The sequence below is a fragment of the Allobosea sp. BH3 genome (assembly GCF_025499465.1).
In the GTDB taxonomy this organism is placed as follows: Bacteria; Pseudomonadota; Alphaproteobacteria; order Rhizobiales; family Beijerinckiaceae; genus Allobosea.
On sequence record NZ_JAIMCA010000003.1, the window covers coordinates 574,939 to 592,350 of the forward strand.

The 17,412-nt window shown below is 67.8% G+C and carries 16 protein-coding genes; 13 read left to right on the forward strand and 3 right to left on the reverse strand.

Translation table 11 applies throughout. From position 1 onward, the window contains the following. Nucleotides 1–506: 506 nt before the first annotated feature. Nucleotides 507–833 (forward strand): hypothetical protein, encoded by a 327-nt coding sequence (locus BoBH3_RS11575; protein ID WP_262330935.1) that lies wholly within the window; start codon nucleotides 507–509, stop codon nucleotides 831–833. A gap of 331 nt (nucleotides 834–1,164) precedes the next feature. On the opposite strand, the gene BoBH3_RS11580 is transcribed toward BoBH3_RS11575, so the two are convergent. Beyond that, the gene (locus tag BoBH3_RS11580) at nucleotides 1,165–1,920 is read right to left on the reverse strand and encodes an FkbM family methyltransferase (RefSeq protein WP_262330936.1); all 756 of its coding nucleotides are present in this window, start codon (nucleotides 1,918–1,920) and stop codon (nucleotides 1,165–1,167) included. A gap of 250 nt (nucleotides 1,921–2,170) precedes the next feature. Here BoBH3_RS11580 and BoBH3_RS11585 point away from each other — a divergent pair, with 250 nt between their 5' ends. The 11 genes from BoBH3_RS11585 to rimO all read left to right on the forward strand — a co-directional run bounded on the left by BoBH3_RS11585 (nucleotide 2,171) and on the right by rimO (nucleotide 14,334). After that, nucleotides 2,171–3,394: an acyltransferase family protein gene (locus tag BoBH3_RS11585; protein WP_262330937.1), complete on the forward strand. Its 1,224-nt coding sequence runs from the start codon at nucleotides 2,171–2,173 to the stop codon at nucleotides 3,392–3,394. Nucleotides 3,395–3,419: 25 nt separating this feature from the next. Then, a complete protein-coding gene (locus BoBH3_RS11590; RefSeq protein WP_262330938.1) occupies nucleotides 3,420–4,739 on the forward strand; it encodes an O-antigen ligase family protein in 1,320 nt (439 codons plus the stop codon). Nucleotides 4,740–4,842: 103 nt separating this feature from the next. Beyond that, the gene (locus BoBH3_RS11595) at nucleotides 4,843–5,817 is read left to right on the forward strand and encodes a Gfo/Idh/MocA family protein (RefSeq protein WP_262330939.1); all 975 of its coding nucleotides are present in this window, start codon (nucleotides 4,843–4,845) and stop codon (nucleotides 5,815–5,817) included. Between the two features lie 112 nt (nucleotides 5,818–5,929). Further along, on the forward strand, nucleotides 5,930–7,378 hold the full coding sequence (cysG, locus tag BoBH3_RS11600) for a siroheme synthase CysG (protein WP_262330940.1): 1,449 nt from the start codon (nucleotides 5,930–5,932) through the stop codon (nucleotides 7,376–7,378). Between the two features lie 228 nt (nucleotides 7,379–7,606). After that, entirely contained in the window at nucleotides 7,607–8,647 is a 1,041-nt protein-coding gene (locus BoBH3_RS11605) for a sulfate ABC transporter substrate-binding protein (protein ID WP_262330941.1), read from the forward strand. A gap of 3 nt (nucleotides 8,648–8,650) precedes the next feature. After that, entirely contained in the window at nucleotides 8,651–9,499 is an 849-nt protein-coding gene (gene cysT / locus BoBH3_RS11610) for a sulfate ABC transporter permease subunit CysT (RefSeq protein WP_262330942.1), read from the forward strand. Continuing rightward, nucleotides 9,492–10,376, forward strand: a complete 885-nt coding sequence (gene cysW, locus BoBH3_RS11615) for a sulfate ABC transporter permease subunit CysW (protein ID WP_262330943.1) — start codon at nucleotides 9,492–9,494, stop codon at nucleotides 10,374–10,376. Before cysT ends, cysW begins: the two co-directional genes overlap by 8 nt. 27 nt (nucleotides 10,377–10,403) lie before the next feature. Further along, nucleotides 10,404–11,450 (forward strand): sulfate/molybdate ABC transporter ATP-binding protein, encoded by a 1,047-nt coding sequence (locus tag BoBH3_RS11620; RefSeq protein WP_262330944.1) that lies wholly within the window; start codon nucleotides 10,404–10,406, stop codon nucleotides 11,448–11,450. Nucleotides 11,451–11,518: 68 nt separating this feature from the next. Next, nucleotides 11,519–11,956, forward strand: coding sequence for an OsmC family protein (locus tag BoBH3_RS11625; protein WP_262330945.1), 438 nt, complete (start codon nucleotides 11,519–11,521; stop codon nucleotides 11,954–11,956). Further along, nucleotides 11,953–12,819 carry a sulfurtransferase gene (locus BoBH3_RS11630; RefSeq protein WP_262330946.1) on the forward strand — a complete coding sequence of 289 codons (867 nt, stop codon included), beginning with the start codon at nucleotides 11,953–11,955 and terminating at the stop codon, nucleotides 12,817–12,819. The genes BoBH3_RS11625 and BoBH3_RS11630 overlap by 4 nt, the downstream gene beginning before the upstream one ends. A gap of 195 nt (nucleotides 12,820–13,014) precedes the next feature. Then, nucleotides 13,015–14,334 (forward strand): 30S ribosomal protein S12 methylthiotransferase RimO, encoded by a 1,320-nt coding sequence (gene rimO, locus BoBH3_RS11635; protein ID WP_262330947.1) that lies wholly within the window; start codon nucleotides 13,015–13,017, stop codon nucleotides 14,332–14,334. A gap of 169 nt (nucleotides 14,335–14,503) precedes the next feature. Here the strand turns inward: rimO and BoBH3_RS11640 are convergent, their stop codons facing one another. Both BoBH3_RS11640 and BoBH3_RS11645 read right to left on the reverse strand, forming a co-directional pair. Continuing rightward, nucleotides 14,504–14,836, reverse strand: coding sequence for a hypothetical protein (locus BoBH3_RS11640; RefSeq protein WP_262330948.1), 333 nt, complete (start codon nucleotides 14,834–14,836; stop codon nucleotides 14,504–14,506). A gap of 217 nt (nucleotides 14,837–15,053) precedes the next feature. Next, the gene (locus BoBH3_RS11645; protein WP_262330949.1) at nucleotides 15,054–16,028 is read right to left on the reverse strand and encodes a quinone oxidoreductase family protein; all 975 of its coding nucleotides are present in this window, start codon (nucleotides 16,026–16,028) and stop codon (nucleotides 15,054–15,056) included. Between the two features lie 145 nt (nucleotides 16,029–16,173). Between BoBH3_RS11645 and BoBH3_RS11650 the strand changes: the two genes are divergently transcribed. Then, the gene (locus tag BoBH3_RS11650) at nucleotides 16,174–17,349 is read left to right on the forward strand and encodes a UbiH/UbiF family hydroxylase (RefSeq protein ID WP_262330950.1); all 1,176 of its coding nucleotides are present in this window, start codon (nucleotides 16,174–16,176) and stop codon (nucleotides 17,347–17,349) included. Nucleotides 17,350–17,412: the final 63 nt, after the last annotated feature.

Sequence of the window (17,412 nt, forward strand, 5' to 3'; positions counted from 1 at the left end):
CCCCGCCCCTTCTCACCCGCCTTATCCTCCCTTCGCCCATCACCCAAACGGGGCGGCCATCCGGAGGTGTGCCAATGGCTGGGTGGAGGGTCGGCGCCTGCGGCTGGTCTCACAAGCCAGGCTCGGGAGGCTTCGGGGCACCGCCCTGGGGACATTACGATCCCTGTGCGAGGAGCTCGCTGGAAGGCTCGGCCGGTGACGGACCCGCATGGCGACGACGCGACGACCCGATGAGGGAAACTGGCGTCCAAGCCCGCAGGTCCTGAGCCACCAAGCCGTATAAGCGCGGCCCGGAGTCCGAAATCGCCGGAGGCGGAGCGCCACGGGGCGTGCGACGGGTGGCTCAATCCCGCCGCGCCGCAGCCTGGCTCAATGGTTGCGGATCACTCTCGCGCCTCGCGGCGCTCCGCCAGCCCCTATCCAGCAGCCGCCGCGCTCCGGCGCGGGCGGAATCTTTGCGCGCCTGTCGCTCGGGGGCGGCCGCGCGCCAACCCACAGGAGCTATCATGGCCGCGCGCGACATATCGCCCTTCTCCGCCGAACAGATCGCCGACTTCAACCGCTCCCAGGCGCAGCGCCGCGAGATGCTGCAGGCGCTGGGCGATGCGTTGGAGGTCTGGCGCGGCTGCCGCGACGCCGCCTGCAAGCGGGCGCGCAGCTGCCGCCGCAGCGACGGCGCCTGCTTCATCGCCTGCATGCGGTCTTCGTCGGAGGAGGACCGCATGGTGCTCCGCTTCGCGCTGTTGAACCCGAACCCCAGCGACGCCGATATCGCGGCGTTGGAGCGGCAGATCGCGCAGATGCAGGGCGAGACGGGGCAGTTGGGGGCGTGAGGGGGGCGTTGAAGGGCGCGGGAACCACGGCGCCTCTTCCTTCTCCCAGATGGGAGAAGGTGGCGCGGAGCGCCGGATGAGGGCCTGCCATTGCAATAAGGGGCGGGCCCGTGGTGCTCACGCGATCAAGGGCGGTCCCTCACCCCTGCCCCTCTCCTACCCGGGAGCGGGGTTCCCCGCGGTTCCAACGCCCTGCCCGTCATGCTCGCCCTTGTGGCGAGCATCCACGTCTTGAACACTGCGTTCGATGAGAGAAGACGTGGATGGTCGGGACAAGCCCGACCATGACGTAAGGGCCGAAACGAGGCGAAGGGCGAGCGCCCTCCCCGCCTCAGGCAAACGCCCAGACGTCCTCGGCATAGAGGCCGACATCGTAGCCGGCGGTCTTGAGCTTCACCATCACCTGCCCGATCTCGGCGGCGGGCAGCGCGCCGATCTCGATCTTGATCAGGCCCGGCCGGTAGCGCGCGAGGTCGAGCTGGGAGAAGACCTCCCAGTCGGCGCCCTCGCAATCGACGAGGAAGGCGTCGATATGGTCGATGCCGTTGCGGTCGAGCACGGCCTGGAGCGTGTCGGAGGGCACCTCGATCGTCTTGATGAAGGCCTTGAACTTCTCGAAGTTGCCGTCCGCCTCGCCCCAGACGTCGACGCCCGACATCAGGTTCGTGTCGGTGATCGAGGAGCAGCCGATGAATTCGGGCGGCAGCTTGCCGCTTTCGAGCGCGGCGGGGTCGAAGGTCTTGACGGTGATGGTGCCGGGCTCGCGCGTCACGGCGAGCTTCTCGATGACGAAGCGCTCGGTGTCCGGGTAGTTGGCGCGCAGGCGCTCCTGATTATAGGGGATCGGCTCGACCAGGACGGCGCGCGAGCCGGCGATGCGGTTCAGCCAGGGCGTGGCGTCGTCGAAGAGCACGCCGTCGCAGGCGCCGACATTGACCATCTGGAAGGGCCGGCCGGAGCCGAGGCGGGCCCGGATGGCAGCCTTCGCGAAGAAGGCCGTGCCGCGCAGCGCCGCACCGCGCTTCAGGATGCCGTTGGGCACGGCGAGCGCCGTCGCCACCCGCGCCAGCTCGGATATCGCAGCCATGATAGCCTTCCGCCTTTTGGTCATTTCACAGTTTTCAAGGCCGCGAAGCTAGCATCGTCCGCTAAAATTTGCCGAAGGTTCTACGCAAGAGCCTTAATGCCGACGGTACGGAACCTTCGAAACATCCGGGAGACTGTTCAAAACGTGGCAGGCCGGGCCCGAGCTTCCTCGCACGGCATTTGCGAAGGCTTAGCCCTTATCTGCAACAAGGGCCCGCAGACGTTCCAGAGCGGAACAGGCGGGAAGTTCGATGTCCCAGTTCGATCCAGCCATGCGCGCAACGGCCGCGCGGGCCCCTGCCCGGTTCGAGGCGCTGGATTCCTGGCGGGGCATCTGCGCGCTGATGGTCGCGCTGATGCATTTTCCGGCTGCCGGGCCGATCGCGGAAAGCCCGCTGGTGCGGCACGCCTTCCTGTTCGTCGATTATTTCTTCGTGCTCTCCGGTTTCGTGATCAGCCATGGCTACAGGAACAGGCTCGGCAACGGGCGCGCCTTCGGCGCCTTCCTGATCAGCCGCTTCGGCCGCATCTACCCGCTGCACGCCGTGGTGCTGGCGATCTTCGTCGGCTGGGAGCTGCTGCGGCTGCTGGTGCCGCTGCTGCGCGGCGCGGGGCCGGCGCCCTTCACCGGCCCCTACAGCGTCGACGGCCTGGCCAACGCCCTGCTCCTGCTCAACGGCCTCGGCTTCGAGCCTTCTTTGCGCTGGAACAGCCCGAGCTGGAGCATCTCCTCCGAGTTCTGGACCTATGTCCTGTTCGGCCTCGCCGTCGTGACTCTGCTGGCCCGCTACTGGCTCGTGTTGCTCCCGGCCGTCATCCTGGGGCCGTTCGCGCTGCTGGCCTGGTCGCCCGACTACATGGACACGACCGTGCAATTCGGCTTCATCCGCTGCCTCTACGGCTTCTCGCTGGGCGCGCTGGCCTATCTCGCCGCCGGCATCGTGTTTCCGGCGGAGCGACCGGCGAAGGCGAGCCCGGCCTTCTGGACCGGGCTGGAAATCGGGACGCTCGCCGTCATCCTGGCCTTCGTGGCGCTGGCGGGGAAGACCGCCGTCGGCCTCGCCGCGCCTTGGATCTTCGCCGCAGCCGTCCTGGTCTTCTCGCGGGAGGGCGGCGCGGTCAGCCGGCTTCTGCGGCTGCGCCCGCTCCTCTGGCTGGGGACGCTCTCCTATGCGGTCTACATGGTCCACATCTTCGTGCAGAGCCGCATGATCAATCTCGGGACGATCGCCGGAAAGCTCGCCAACCTGCCGATAGTCGGCGATTTCACCCTGCAGGGGGAGAAGTTCTACGGCTTCGGGCTGCAAGGCCCTGTCTGGGGAACGCTCTATACGGCCGTGATGGTCGCAGCGGTGATTGCCTTCGCCTCCATGCTCCATATGCTGGTCGAACGTCCGTTCATCCGGATGTCGAAGCGCGCGGCCCAGGCCTATCTGGAGCGTCCTTCGTCCGTGCAAGCCACCGCCCGGCCGTGAGGCAGGGCTCTTCCGAACCAGCCGCATGAGCCAGACAGCGCAGGGTCAGATCGCCGGAGTCGGGGCCAGCCTTCGCACTGGCGAGGCCAGCGCCTCGCTCGGCACGGTGCTCGCCGGCTTTGCCCTGTTCATCCTGATCCTGTCGCTGCAGCCGTTTGCGGGCGTGCCCGATGCGGCCGGGCCGGACGGCTCGACCAGCAATCTGATCAACCAGATCGGCTATCTCGCGCTCGGCCTGCTCTTCGGAGCGGCGCTGCTGCGGCTGACGCCGCCTTCCGTCCTGGCCGAAATCGGGCTGGGCGGCTGGGCCGTCGTGTTCGGGGTCGCGGCGATCTCGACCGTGCAGGCCCTCGACATGGCGGGCTCGATCCGCGGCCTGATGCTGACAGCCGTCGCCATGATCATCGTGGTCGGCGCCCTCATCCTGCCGCGCGACGAACCGAGCTTCGCGGAAGGCGCCGTCAATGCCAGCCTGGCGGTGCTGGCCCTGGTCTATGGCGCACTGATCTTCGCCCCGCATCTCGCCGTGCACAGCTCGGAAGGGTCCGAGGGTGTCCACGCCGGCGATTGGCTCGGTCATCTCTCGCACAAGAACGTCGCGGCGCCGGTCTTCTCGATCGTGGCCATGCTCGGCATCTATGCCTGGCGGGGCGGGCTGAAATGGCGCGGAGCCATCGTCATCGCGCTTTGCATCGTCTTTGTCGTCAACAGCGGCTCGAAGACGACGATGGGCTTCCTGCCGCTATCCGTCGGCCTCGTCATGTTCGCACGCTGGACAGGGCGCCCCGGCCTGAGCGTGCTGATCCATTTCGGGCTGGTCGCGGCCGTCGCGGCGCTGACCCTGGGCGCGGCAGCCTCTCCGCGGCTTTATGCCATCACCTCGGCGCTGATCTCGGACCCGACCTTCACCGGGCGCGACGATATCTGGAAATTCTCGTTTCAGCGCATCGCCGAGCGGCCCTGGGCCGGATACGGCTTCGTCGGCTTCTGGGGAACTGCCAATCCGACGAGCCTGGAGCAGAATCTGGAAGCGGTGTGGGACGTGCGTGCCATCGGTTCCGGCCACCAGAGCTATCTCGATGCCGCGCTGGCGTTCGGCATCCCCGGCGCCGTGATCGTGACCTATCAGCTGATGGTCCGGCCGCTCCTGAGCTATGTCGCGAGCTGGCGCATCCCCGGAAATGGCCATCTGGCGGATCTGTTCGCCACGATCGTGATCTTCATGACCTATATCGGGATGCTGGAATCCTTCATCCTCAACCGCGCGGACCCGCTCTGGTTGCTGTTCGCGCTCGGCGTCGTCGGGCTCCACCTCGCCGGCCGTGTGCGGGCGAAGCACGTCTGATCCGCCGGCGCGGGCGCAGGTCTTTCACACCCGGGCACTTGCCTCCCGAGCCGCGCCCTGCGATGTCGCGAGCGGCCTGCCCACTGCCTGATGAAAGATTCCCATGACCGCCAATCCCATCTCCTTCGGCCTGATCGGCGCCGGCATCATGGGCGAGCGCATGCTGAGGGCGGCGCTCGCGCAGCCGGCCGAAGCGCTCGTCGTTTCCGGCATCTGGGACCCGTCCGCGGCGGCGATGGAGAGGATCGCAGACACTCTTCCGGAGGTCCCGCGCAAGGCCGACGCGGCTTCGCTGATCGCGGCCAGCGACTGCATCTACATCGCCTCGCCGCCTTCCTCGCATCTGGCGCATGCGCGCGCGGCGCTCGCTGCCGGCAAGGCCGTGTTCTGCGAGAAGCCTCTCGCTGTCGACCTCGCCGATGCCCGCGCCTTCGTGGCGGAAGCGAAGGAGCGCGGCGCGGTAAACTTCCCCTTCGCCTCTTCGCCCGCCGTCGCCAAGTTGCAGGAATGGATCGCGGCCGGGGCGATCGGCACGGCGTCGCGCATATCGATCGAGGTCGCCTTCGCGAACTGGCCGCGTTCCTGGCAGGCCGATGCGGCAGGCTGGCTCGACGGGACGGCGCAGGGTGGCTTCACACGCGAGGTCGTCTCGCATTTCCTGTTCCTGTCGCGGTGCCTCGGCGGGTCTTTCGCAGGCCTCGCCGCCAAGGCGGACTATTCGGAAGCCGGCAAGAGCGAGCGCCGCATCGAGGCGAAGCTCACGGCGGGCCACCTGCCCGTCACGATCACCGGCAGCGTCGGCACGACGTCGAAGGACGACCACAACATCTGGACGATCGAGGGCGACAAGGGCGCGGTCAGGCTCTGCGACTGGTCCCATGCCGAACGGCGCCTGCCCGACGGCCGCTGGGAGCGCGATCCGAATGCCCTGCCTCAGGACCAGGCGCGCCCGCTCGCGCTGAAGCGCCAGCTCGAAGGCGTGGCGAAGCTGACGCGCGGCGAGCCACACCATCTGGCGACGCTGCAGGAAGCACTCGATGTGCAGGAGATCGTCGAGGCCGTCCTGAAGGCGGTGTGACATCGCGGACCGCTGCGGAGGCCGGAGGGCGCTGGCCCGCTCCGTGCTTTCCTCCTATCATCCCGTCGTGGCCCCCGATGCGGCGGGCGGAGCGGCTGCAGCAAAAGATGCGATGAACCAGAGACGGCCCCAGATCACGGCGCGGCGGATCGAACCGCTGGCAACACTGCCGCTCTTCCATAAGCTGGAAGAGCGCAAGGCGGTGCTGGCCGGCGCGACCGAGGGCGCGCTCTGGAAGGCCGAGCTTTTGGCCGCTGCGGGCGCCGAATTGCATGTCTTCGCGGGAGCGGAGGCGGCGCGGTTCGAAGGCCTTGCGGGCCATGAGCGCGTGCATGTCCACGCTCGCGGCTGGGAGCCGCAGGATCTGGAGGGTGCAGCGCTCGCCATCGGCGATCTCGACGAAGAGGCGGAGATTCACGCCTTCGTCGCGGCGGCGCGGCGGGCAGGCGCGCCGGTCAACATCGTCGACAAGCCGGAGCATTGCGATTTCGCCTTCGGCGCGCTGGTCAATCGCTCGCCGCTGGTGGTGGCGATCTCCACCGATGGCGCGGCCCCGGTCTTCGGGCAGGCGATCCGCACCAAGATCGAGGCCCTGCTGCCGCCGGGCCTGAAGAGCTGGGCGCAGGCGGCGGCCGACTGGCGGCCGGCCGTGCAAGCCCGCAACCTGCCCTTCGCGCTGCGGCGGGCCTTCTGGGAGCTGTTCGCCGCGAAGGCGCTGGCGGAACCAGGCCGGGAGCCCGGCCCGGAGGACGAGGCGGAGCTGTTCGCCAGGCTTGCGCAGGCCGAGACCCAGCACGACGGCAAGGGCCGCGTCACACTGGTCGGAGCCGGTCCGGGCGATCCCGACCTGCTGACGGTCAAGGCCATCCGCGCGCTGCAGAGCGCCGACATCATTCTCTATGACGACCTCGTCTCCCCGGGCGTGCTGGAGCTGGCCCGGCGCGAGGCCCGGCGCATGCTGGTCGGCAAGACCGGCTATGGCCCCTCCGTAAAGCAGGGCGAGATCAATACCCTGATCGTCTCGCTTGCCGCACAGGGCAAGCATGTGGTGCGGCTGAAGGGGGGCGATCCCGGCATCTTCGGCCGCGCGGGCGAGGAGATTGAGGCCTGCCGCGCCGCCGGCATCCCGGTTTCGCTCGTGCCCGGCATCTCCGCCGCGCAGGGTGCGGCCGCCTCGCTCGGCCTGTCGCTGACCCATCGCGACCACGCACGGCGCCTGCAGTTCGTCACCGGCCATGGCCGCAGCGGCGCCCTGCCCGACGATCTCGACTGGCGCGCCATGGCCGACCCTGCCGCGTCGACGGTCATCTACATGGCGCGGGCCACCCTGCCCGGCTTCCGCGAATCCGCGCTGGCCGCCGGCCTCGACCCCCGCACACCGGCCGTCGCGGTGATCGCGGCCACGCGCCCCGACGAGATGCGGGTCGCTGCGACGATCGCCGAACTACCGGAACGGCTTGCCGAGATGCCGGCGAGCGGCCCGGTCCTGGTCCTGCTGGGGCATGCCTTCGGGCCGGCCCTGTCCGACGAAATCCCGGCCGCCGATCGCCGCCGGGCCTGAGGTTAGCGCCGGGGGATGTGCCCCCGAGCACCCTGCCCGCCGGGGCCGGTCGCCGGCATCCTGGAACGCCGGTGCCGGAGATGCGTTTTCTCTTGCGAGGCCGAAGTTTGAAAGGGGAATTCCCCCTAACGCGTTGAGACAGAAAACAAAATTCAGTACGTTTTGTGTGTTGCCCACAGCTATCGAGGCTAGACCTCATCGCCTCCGCGAACGCAACGGAGCCCTGACATGACGCGACCTCTGTTTCGCCGCTTCCTTCGGGCCGGACTGGTTCTGGGAGCCTTTACCCTTGGCCTCGGCGTGACCGCGGGAGCCCAGGCCCAGACTGAGCTTCTCAACGTCTCCTATGATCCGACGCGCGAACTCTACCGCGAGATCAACGCCGCCTTCATCGCCGAGTGGAACGCGAGGAACCCCGCAAAGACGATCAGCACGATCCGCCAGTCGCATGGGGGGTCAGGAGCGCAGGCGCGCACCGTCATCGACGGCCTCGCCGCCGATGTGGTGACGCTGGCGCTGGCCGGCGACATCGACGCCGTCGCCGAACGCTCGAAGAAGCTGCCTCTCGACTGGCAGAACCGCCTGCCGCACAATTCCTCGCCCTATACCTCGACGATCGTCTTCCTCGTCCGCAAGGGCAATCCGAAGGCGATCCAGGACTGGGGCGACCTGGTGAAGCCCGGAATCCGGGTCATCACCCCGAACCCGAAGACCTCGGGCGGGGCACGCTGGAACTATCTCGCCGCCTGGGCATATGCCGAGAAGGCCTTCGGCAAGGACGAGGCGAAGGTGCGAGACTATATCGCCAAGCTCCTCGCCAATGTCCCGGTGCTCGACACCGGCGCGCGCGGCGCGACCACGACCTTCACCCAGCGCGGCATCGGCGACGTCTTCCTGTCCTGGGAGAACGAGGCCTTCCTCGCGCTGAAGGAGTTCGGTGCCGACAAGTTCGAGATCGTGGTGCCGAGCCTCTCGATCCTGGCGGAGCCGCCGGTGGCGCTCGTCGACGGCAATGTCGACGCCAAGAAGAGCCGAGAGCAGGCTCAGGCCTATCTCGACTTCCTCTACACCCCGAAGGCGCAGGCGATCATCGCCAGGAATTTCTATCGCCCGCGCAACCCCGAGGCGGCCGACCCGAAGGACCTCGCCAATTTCCCCAAGGTCGAGCTCATCACCATCGATGACGTCTTTGGCGGCTGGAAGAAGGCGCAGCCCACTCATTTCGGCGATGGCGGCACTTTCGACCAGCTCTACAAGCCGGCGCGCTGAGCCATGGCGGCGGCGACGCCCTTGCGCTGGCGCGAGCCCAGCATCCTTCCCGGCTTCGGGATGGCGCTGGGCATCACGCTGACGGCGCTCTCGCTGATCGTGCTGATCCCGCTGGCGGCGCTCTTCATCAAGGCCGCCAGTGCCGGGCCGGCCGATATCTGGGCCGTTGCGACCTCGCCGCGCACGCTCGCGGCGCTGAAGCTCTCCTTCCTCGGCGCGCTCTTCGCGGCGCTGGTCAACGCTGTCTTCGGCCTGATCCTCGCCTGGGTGCTGGTGCGCTACGAGTTTCCGGGCCGACGGCTGATCGATGCGGCCGTGGACCTGCCCTTCGCCCTGCCGACGGCGGTCGCCGGCATTTCGCTCGCCGCGATCTATGCACCGAACGGCATCGTCGGCTCGCTCTTCGCGCCCTTCGACATCCAGATCGCCTACACCCCGCTCGGCGTGATGGTGGCTTTGATCTTCATCGGCCTGCCCTTCGTGGTGCGGACTGTCCAGCCCGTGCTGGAAGAGCTGCAGAGCGATGTCGAGGAAGCCGCCGCCCTGCTCGGTGCCAGCCGGGCGCGGACGATCTTCAAGGTCGTGCTGCCGCCTGTCCTGCCAGCCCTGCTCACCGGCTTCGTGCTCGCTTTCGCCCGCGCAGTCGGGGAATATGGCTCGGTGATCTTCATTGCCGGCAATGTGCCGATGGTCTCCGAGATCGCGCCGTTGCTGATCGTGATCCGGCTCGAGCAGTTCGACTATGCCGGCGCCGCCGTGGTCGCGACCATGATGCTGATCATCGCCTTCGCGCTGATCCTCTCCGTCAACCTGATCCAGGCCCATGCCCGGCGGAGGTTCGGCGATGTCTGACGCTGCCCTGCCCCTCGCAGCCGCCGCGCCCGCCCGCCGCAGCAGTGCGCGCGGCGAAAGCCTCGGCGTGCGGATCGCTCTGATCGCCGTCTCGCTTCTCTTCCTGCTGCTGTTCCTGCTGCTGCCGCTCGCCGCCGTCTTCGTCGAGGCAGGTTCCAAGGGCTGGGAAGCCTATCGCGCCGCGATCACCGAACCCGACGCGCTGGCGGCGATCCGGCTGACGCTGCTCGTGGCGGCGATCGCCGTGCCCTTCAACATCGTCGTCGGCATCGCGGCGGCCTGGGCCGTCGCCAAGTTCGAATTCCGAGGCAAAAACCTGCTGATCAGTCTGATCGACCTGCCCTTCTCGGTCTCGCCGGTGATTTCCGGCCTCGTCTTCGTGCTGCTCTTCGGCGCGCAAGGCTATTTCGGGCCCTGGCTGCAGGCGCACGACATCAAGATCGTCTTCGCCCTGCCGGGGCTGATCCTCGCGACGGTCTTCGTCACCTTCCCCTTCGTGGCGCGGGAGCTGATCCCGCACATGCAGTCGCTCGGCACAGCCGACGAGGAGGCGGCGCTGACGCTCGGCGCCTCGCCCTGGCGCGTCTTCTTCCGCGTCACGCTGCCGAATGTGAAATGGAGCCTGTTCTACGGCGTGCTGCTCTGCAACGCCCGCGCCATGGGCGAATTCGGGGCGGTGGCGGTGGTCTCCGGCAAGATCCGGGGGCTCACCAACACCATGCCTCTGCACATCGAGATCCTCTACAACGAGTATATGGGCGCGGCGGCCTTCGCCGTGGCCTCGCTGCTGGCCGGGCTGGCTCTGATCACGCTGGCTCTCAAGACCTTCCTCGAATGGCGCTTCGGCGACGAGATCGCCGCAAGCCGCCGGCACTGAACCCGAACACGGACGAAGGACCCCGCTATGTCGGTCGCCGTCACCATCGAAACCATCGAGAAGCGCTTCGACAGCTTCACGGCGCTGCGCGGCGTCTCCCTGGACATCCAGCCGGGCGAACTCGTCGCCCTGCTCGGCCCCTCGGGCTCGGGCAAGACGACGCTGCTGCGGCTGATCGCCGGGCTGGAGCAGGCGGATCGCGGGCGGGTGCTCTTCGGCGAGGCCGACACGCAGGAGCTTTCCTTGCGCGATCGCCGCATCGGCTTCGTCTTCCAGCATTATGCGCTGTTCAAGACCATGAACGTTGCCGAGAACATCGGCTTCGGCCTGCGCTCGAGGCCGCGCCAGGAGCGCCCGAGCGAATCGGAAATCAACAAGCGAATCAGCGATCTGCTGGAGCTTGTTCAATTGCCGGGGCTGGAAAAGCGCTATCCGAGCCAGCTCTCCGGCGGCCAAAGGCAGCGTGTCGCGCTGGCGCGCGCGCTCGCGATCGAGCCCCGCGTGCTGCTGCTCGACGAGCCCTTCGGCGCGCTCGACGCGAAGGTCCGCAAGGATCTGCGCGCCTGGCTGCGGGACCTGCACGGCCGCACCGGCCACACCACGGTCTTCGTCACCCACGACCAGGAGGAGGCGCTGGAGCTTGCCGACCGTGTCGCCATCCTCAATGACGGCAGGATCGAGCAGGTCGGCTCGGCCGACGACGTCTACGATCATCCCGCAACGCCGTTCGTCTGCGAGTTCCTCGGCGAAGCCAACAAGCTGCCGGTCAAGGTCGTCGGCGGGCAGGCCTTCTTCGGCGACCGGCCGGTACTGGGCGGCATCACCCAGAACCAGGGCGGACCGGCCTCGCTCTATGTCCGCCCGCAGCATCTGCGCATCGTCGACGAGACGCCGCTGGCGCTGCCCGGCACGGTCGAGCACCTGCGACGGAACGGGCCTCTGCGCCGGGCCGAGATCGCGGTCGAAGGGCTGAAGCGGCGGCTCGATGTCGACCTCGCGAGCCAGGTCGCGCCGGCGATCGGCGAGCGGGTGCGGCTGCGCATCACCCATGGCAACCTGTTCGCGGCCGCCTGATCCCTATAGGCTCGCGGCCGAATCCGGCGGACGCTCTCCGGCCGGCGGCGCTTCTGTTGGAGATCGCGATGAAAGCACGCGCGAAATGGGTTGATGGCATGGCCTTCATGGGCGAGTCCGGCAGCGGGCACGCCATGATCATGGACGGCGCGCCGGAATATGGCGGGCGCAATCTCGGCATCCGGCCGATGGAGATGCTGCTGATCGGGCTTGCCGGCTGCACAGGCTTCGACGTCGTCAGCATGCTCAAGAAGGGCCGCGAGAACGTCACCGGCTGCGAGGTCGAAGTCGAGGCGGAGCGCGCCACGACCGATCCCAAGGTGTTCACCAAGATCCACCTCTCCTACCGCATTACCGGCAAGGGGCTGTCGCAGGCGAAGGCCGAACGCGCCGTCACATTGTCGAAGGAAAAGTACTGCTCGGCTTCGATCATGCTCGGGGCGACGGCCGAGATGGACTACAGCCTCGAAGTGATCGACGAACTGCAGAAGGAGGCCGCTGCATGAGCGAAAACGAATTCTCGGGACTCATCACGCCACAGGCGCTGGCCGCACGGCTTGGCGATCCGAAGCTCGTCATCGTCGACATCCGGACCACCGCCGATGGCGGCCGGGACGCGTTCGAGGCCGGACATGTTCCCGGCTCCGTGCATTCCGACTACGCCGCCGATGGCTGGCGCGCCAAGGTCGGCAATGCGCCGGGCATGCTGCCGCCGCTTCCCCATCTTGCCGCGCTGGCGGGCCGGCTCGGCATCCTGCCCGAGAGCGATGTGGTCATCGTCTCGGCCGGCAGCGCCCCGAACGACTTCGCCGCCGCGGCGCGGGTCTATTGGACGCTGAAGTTCATCGGCCACGGCCAGCAGGCGGTGCTCGACGGCGGCTTCAAGGGCTGGACGGCCGATCCCGGCCGAGCGGTCGAGAGCGGGCCGTCGAAGCCGAACAGCGCGGCCCCCTACCCCGTCGTCGCCAAGCAGCAGTTGCGTAGCACCGCGGACGCCACCCTCGTCGCCTCGCGCAGCAAGCAGGCGAGCCTCGTCGATGCGCGCGCCGCCAGCTATTTCGAGGGGCGCGAGAAGGCCGCAGAGGCGATGCGGGCCGGCCATATCCCCGGCGCGATCTCGCGGGACTATAGCGGCGCCTTCGAGCCCGGCAGTGGCAAGCTCAGGCCCCCCGCCGAACTGCTGAAGCTTTACGCCGCCGTGCCCGAGGGACCGGTGGTCTCCTACTGCAACACCGGCCATACGGCATCCTCGAACTGGTTCGTGCTGTCGGAGGTTCTCGGCCGCGACGAGGTCGCGCTCTACGACGGCTCGATGACCGACTGGACGCAGGATCCGGCGCGGCCCGTCGCGACCGTCGAGGCGGCCTGACGTATCAACGTCATTGCGAGGAGCGACAGCGACGAAGCAATCCAGGGGCCGCCAAATTCCAAGTCCTCCTGGATTGCTTCGCGGCGCTCGCAATGACGATGGAATTGCCAAACAGGCTGAAAAGGTTCAAAGGAAGCGCCGTTGGCACATCGCGCTGCCGGCGCCTCCTGACATCATGAACCGAGCCATCAGCCGATGAACGCCGTCGCGCCGAAAATTTCCTTCGTTTCGCTGGGCTGCCCCAAGGCGCTTGTCGATTCAGAACGGATCATCACCTCGCTGCGCTCCGAGGGCTACGAGCTTTCGAAGAGCCATGCCGGTGCGGACCTCGTCATCGTCAACACCTGCGGCTTCCTGGACTCGGCCAAGGCGGAATCGCTGGAAGCGATCGGCTCGGCCATGGCCGAGAACGGCAAGGTCATCGTCACCGGCTGCATGGGCGCCGAGCCGGAGCAGATCCGCGACGCTTTTCCGAACGTGCTCGCGATCACCGGTCCGCAGGCCTATGAGAGCGTCGTTTCGGCGGTGCATCAGGCGGTGCCGCCCAGGCACGACCCCTTCGTCGATCTCGTGCCGGACCAGGGCGTCAAGCTGACGCCGCGCCACTACGCCTATCTCAAGATTTCAGAGGGCTGCAACAATCGCTGCACCTTCTGCATCATCCCCAAGCTGCGCGGAGACCTCGTCTCGCGGCCGATCGGCGATGTGCTGCGCGAAGCCGAGAAGCTGGCCAAGGCCGGCGTCAAGGAGCTGCTGGTGATCTCGCAGGACACCAGCGCCTACGGCCTCGACATCAAATATGCCCCCTCGATGTGGAAGGACCGCGAGGTCCGCACCCGCTTCTTCGAGCTCGCCAAAGAGCTCGGACAGATGGGCATGTGGGTGCGCCTCCACTACGTCTACCCCTACCCGCATGTCGACGAGGTCATCCCGCTGATGCAGGAAGGGCTGGTGCTGCCCTATCTCGACATCCCGTTCCAGCACGCCTCCCCGAACGTGCTGAAGGCGATGAAGCGCCCGGCGCATCAGGACCGCACGCTCGACCGCATCCGCAAATGGCGCGATATCTGCCCGGATCTCGCCATCCGCTCGACCTTCATCGTCGGCTTCCCCGGCGAGACCGAAGAGGACGTCCAGTTCCTGCTCGACTGGCTGAAGGAAGCGAAGCTGGAGCGCGTCGGCTGCTTCAAATACGAGCCGGTCAAGGGCGCACCCGCCAACGACCTCGGCCTGCCCCTCGTTCCTGAGGAGGAGAAGGAATCTCGCTGGCACCGGTTCATGAAGGCGCAAGCCGAGATTTCGGCGCGCATCGTCCGGGCCAGAGTCGGCAAGCGCATCCCGGTCATCATCGACGAGGCCGGGCCGACCGTGGCCAAGGGCCGCTCGAAATGGGACGCGCCGGAGATCGACGGCAATGTCTATGTGGCGAGCCGGCGGCCGCTGCGGCCGGGCGACATCGTCACCGTGAAGATCGAGCGCGCCGACGCCTACGATCTGCACGGAACGGCGGTCTGAGCGAGGCGGTTGCCTGAGCCCTCATCCTGAGGAGCCATTTCGTTAGAAATGGCGTCTCGAAGGATGGTTCAGGAGGCTCCGGAACCAGCTGGATCATCCTTCGAGACGGCCCTGCGGGCCTCCTCAGGATGAGGGCTGAGGTTCGAGTGGCCTTCCCGACCCGGCTCCGTCAGTTGAAGGCGCAGAGGCGGCGGATCGGGCGGCCGTTGCGGTCGCGCGCCGTGCCGAGGCTGCTGCAGGATTCGCCGACCGGAACGATCTCGGTCGCGGCGGGCTTCGGCGGTGCGTTACAGATGTCGGCGCGGCACTCGCTGCCGACGGAGGCGAACTGGGTGCGGACGGGGCGCGGAACCCGCAGTTGCTCCTGCTTCGCCAGCCGGGCCTCGACGCCCGCGCCGCGACCGGCGACGGCGGAGTGCCCGTTGCCCTGCTGGGCCAGTGCCACGCCGGTGAGAACCAGCGTGACGGCGAGAAGTCCTGCGATCCTGAATTTGTTGGCCACGACGGCGTCCTCGGATGGTGCGTCAGCAACCTGCTGACCGCCATTCGTCGCGGCATGCGGCGTCCGGGTTCATTGTCCGGAATAAAAATGCGCCCGGAGTTCCGGGCGCATGTGGTGTCTTGGCGTCATTCTCTAGCTTGACCCGAGAAGCTCAGGACCAGAGAGCGCTAGTTTCCGAGATGCTCGGGTCAAGCCCGAGCATGACGCGGTTGGACGATCACGGGATCAGCAGCGTCGAGCCAGTCGTGCCGCGCGATTCCAGCAGGCGGTGCGCCTCGGCGGCGTCCTTCAGCGGGAAGGTGGCGTTCATCGAAACCTTGACCTTGCCGCTCGCCACCGTCTCGAACAGGTTCTTCGCCATGGCGATCATGGTGTCGTGGCTGGCGGTGTGGGTGTTGAGCGTCGGGCGCGTCACGTAGAGCGAGCCCTTGGCAGCCAGGATGCCGAGGTTGAAGGCCTCGACCGCGCCGGAAGCGTTGCCGAAGCTCGCCATCAGGCCGAAGGGCTTGAGCGTGTCGAGCGACTTCATGAAGGTGTCCTTGCCGACGCCGTCATAGACCACGTCGCAGAGCTTGCCGCCGGTGATCTCCTTCACGCGGGCAGCGAAATCCTCCTCGCGATAGTTGATGACGTGGTCGGCGCCATTGGCCTTCGCCAGTTCGCCCTTCTCCTTGGAGCCCACGGTGCCGATGACAGTCGCGCCCAGCGCCTTGCCCCATTGGCAGAGGATGAGCCCGGTCGCGCCGGCGGCGGCATGGACGAGGATGGTGTCGCCCGGCTTCACCTTATAGGTCCGGTGCAGCAGGTATTCGGCGGTCAGGCCTTTCAGCATCATGCTGGCGGCGGCCTCGTAGGAAATCGCATCAGGCAGCGCGACGGCGGTCGTAGCCGGCACGATGCGTTCCTCGGCATATGCGCCGAGCGCGGACACCACCGCGATGCGGTCTCCCGGCTTGAAGGCGGTGACATTGGGTCCGACGGCGAGCACATCGCCCGCACTCTCGTTGCCGAGCACGAAGGGCATCTGCGGCGCCGGGTAGAGGCCCGAGCGGAAATAGGTGTCGATGAAGTTGAGACCGATGGCGCGGTTGCGCATCAGGATCTCGCCCGGACCGGGCTGCGGCAGCGTGACGTCCTCGAACTGAAGGACTTCCGGTCCGCCCGTCTTGTGAGCGCGAATGGCTTTGACCATGAAATGTCTCCCTAAGTCTTGATAGCCGAACCTAACCCAAGACCACCGAACACAGCATCCTCGCCCGCGCAACACGCGCTTGCGACTTTGCGCCCCATAGCCTGACCACTTGGCGAACGCAGCCCGCATCGGATAGCCAGAGAGCATGAGCGGAACAATCGCCGAACCGATCGACATCGCCATCGTCGGCGCGGGCGCCGTGGGCCTGGCAGCCGCGCTCGCACTCGGCCGGGAGGGACACAGCGTCGCCCTGCTCGGTCCGGTCGCGACGCCGCGCGATGGCCGCACGGTCGCCCTGCTCGACGGCTCGTGGCGCTTCCTCGAAGAGCTCGGCCTGCAGGGCGCGCTGACCGAGAAATCCGCACCGCTCGCGGTGATGCGCCTCGTCGACGACAGCGGCAGCCTGTTCCGCCAGCCGCCTGTCGAGTTCCGCGCCTCCGAGATCGGGCTGGAGGCCTTCGGCTGGAACATCGAGAACGCCGACCTGACCGCGATACTCGCCGAAAAGGCGGCTGAGCTGCCGGGCGTCAGGATGATTCCGGGCTTCGTCCGCTCCATCGAGCCGGAAGCCGCTGGAATTCGCCTCGCCGGCGATGGCTTCACGCCGCTGATCGCCCGGCTCGTTGTGGGCGCCGACGGGCGCAATTCGCAGGTGCGGGCCGCCGCCGGCATCGAGGCGCGCGAGTGGCGCTATCCGCAGGTGGCGCTGACCGCGATCTTCGAGCACACACGCGACCATCGGGAGACCTCGACAGAGTTCCATACGCGCCAGGGCCCCTGCACCATCGTGCCGCTGCCGGGCCGGCGCTCCTCGCTGGTCTGGCTGCTCGAGCCCGAGCAGGCGGAAGCGGTGGCTGGCCTCGACGACGCCACCTTTGCGCGCCGGGTCGAGACTCAGGTGCAGTCGCTGCTCGGAGCCCTGACGGTGACGGGGCCGCGTGGCAAGATCCCGATGGGCGGCCTCTCGGTGGAGCGCTTCGGCGCCGGTCGCATGGCGCTCGTCGGCGAAGCCGCGCATGTCTTCCCGCCGATCGGCGCGCAGGGGCTCAATCTCGGCCTGCGCGATGTCGCGACGCTGAGCGAAGCCATCGCCGGCGCCTCCGATCCCGGCAGCGAAGGCGTGATCGCCGATTACGACCGCGCGCGGCAGGCCGATGTACGGCTGCGCACGGGAGCCGTCGACATGCTCAACCGCACCCTGCTCACCGACCTGCTGCCGGCCGACCTGCTGCGTGGGGCGGGGCTTCTGGCGCTTTCGCGGATCGGGCCGCTGCGGCGGCTGGTGATGCGGCAGGGGCTGGCCGGCGGCGCGGCGGGCTGAGGCGGAACCACCTGTCATTCCGGAGCGCGCCGCAGGCGCGAACCCGGAACCCACGACCGGTGA

Excerpts from the sequence above, each read along its gene's own strand:
- BoBH3_RS11575 (WP_262330935.1), top strand. The coding sequence starts at position 507 with ATGGCCGCGCGCGACATATCGCCCTTCTCCGCCGAACAGATCGCCGAC.
- BoBH3_RS11580 (WP_262330936.1), bottom strand. The coding sequence starts at position 1,920 with ATGGCTGCGATATCCGAGCTGGCGCGGGTGGCGACGGCGCTCGCCGTG.
- BoBH3_RS11585 (WP_262330937.1), top strand. The coding sequence starts at position 2,171 with ATGTCCCAGTTCGATCCAGCCATGCGCGCAACGGCCGCGCGGGCCCCT.
- BoBH3_RS11590 (WP_262330938.1), top strand. The coding sequence starts at position 3,420 with ATGAGCCAGACAGCGCAGGGTCAGATCGCCGGAGTCGGGGCCAGCCTT.
- BoBH3_RS11595 (WP_262330939.1), top strand. The coding sequence starts at position 4,843 with ATGACCGCCAATCCCATCTCCTTCGGCCTGATCGGCGCCGGCATCATG.
- cysG (WP_262330940.1), top strand. The coding sequence starts at position 5,930 with ATGAACCAGAGACGGCCCCAGATCACGGCGCGGCGGATCGAACCGCTG.
- BoBH3_RS11605 (WP_262330941.1), top strand. The coding sequence starts at position 7,607 with ATGACGCGACCTCTGTTTCGCCGCTTCCTTCGGGCCGGACTGGTTCTG.
- cysT (WP_262330942.1), top strand. The coding sequence starts at position 8,651 with ATGGCGGCGGCGACGCCCTTGCGCTGGCGCGAGCCCAGCATCCTTCCC.
- cysW (WP_262330943.1), top strand. The coding sequence starts at position 9,492 with ATGTCTGACGCTGCCCTGCCCCTCGCAGCCGCCGCGCCCGCCCGCCGC.
- BoBH3_RS11620 (WP_262330944.1), top strand. The coding sequence starts at position 10,404 with ATGTCGGTCGCCGTCACCATCGAAACCATCGAGAAGCGCTTCGACAGC.
- BoBH3_RS11625 (WP_262330945.1), top strand. The coding sequence starts at position 11,519 with ATGAAAGCACGCGCGAAATGGGTTGATGGCATGGCCTTCATGGGCGAG.
- BoBH3_RS11630 (WP_262330946.1), top strand. The coding sequence starts at position 11,953 with ATGAGCGAAAACGAATTCTCGGGACTCATCACGCCACAGGCGCTGGCC.
- rimO (WP_262330947.1), top strand. The coding sequence starts at position 13,015 with ATGAACGCCGTCGCGCCGAAAATTTCCTTCGTTTCGCTGGGCTGCCCC.
- BoBH3_RS11645 (WP_262330949.1), bottom strand. The coding sequence starts at position 16,028 with ATGGTCAAAGCCATTCGCGCTCACAAGACGGGCGGACCGGAAGTCCTT.
- BoBH3_RS11650 (WP_262330950.1), top strand. The coding sequence starts at position 16,174 with ATGAGCGGAACAATCGCCGAACCGATCGACATCGCCATCGTCGGCGCG.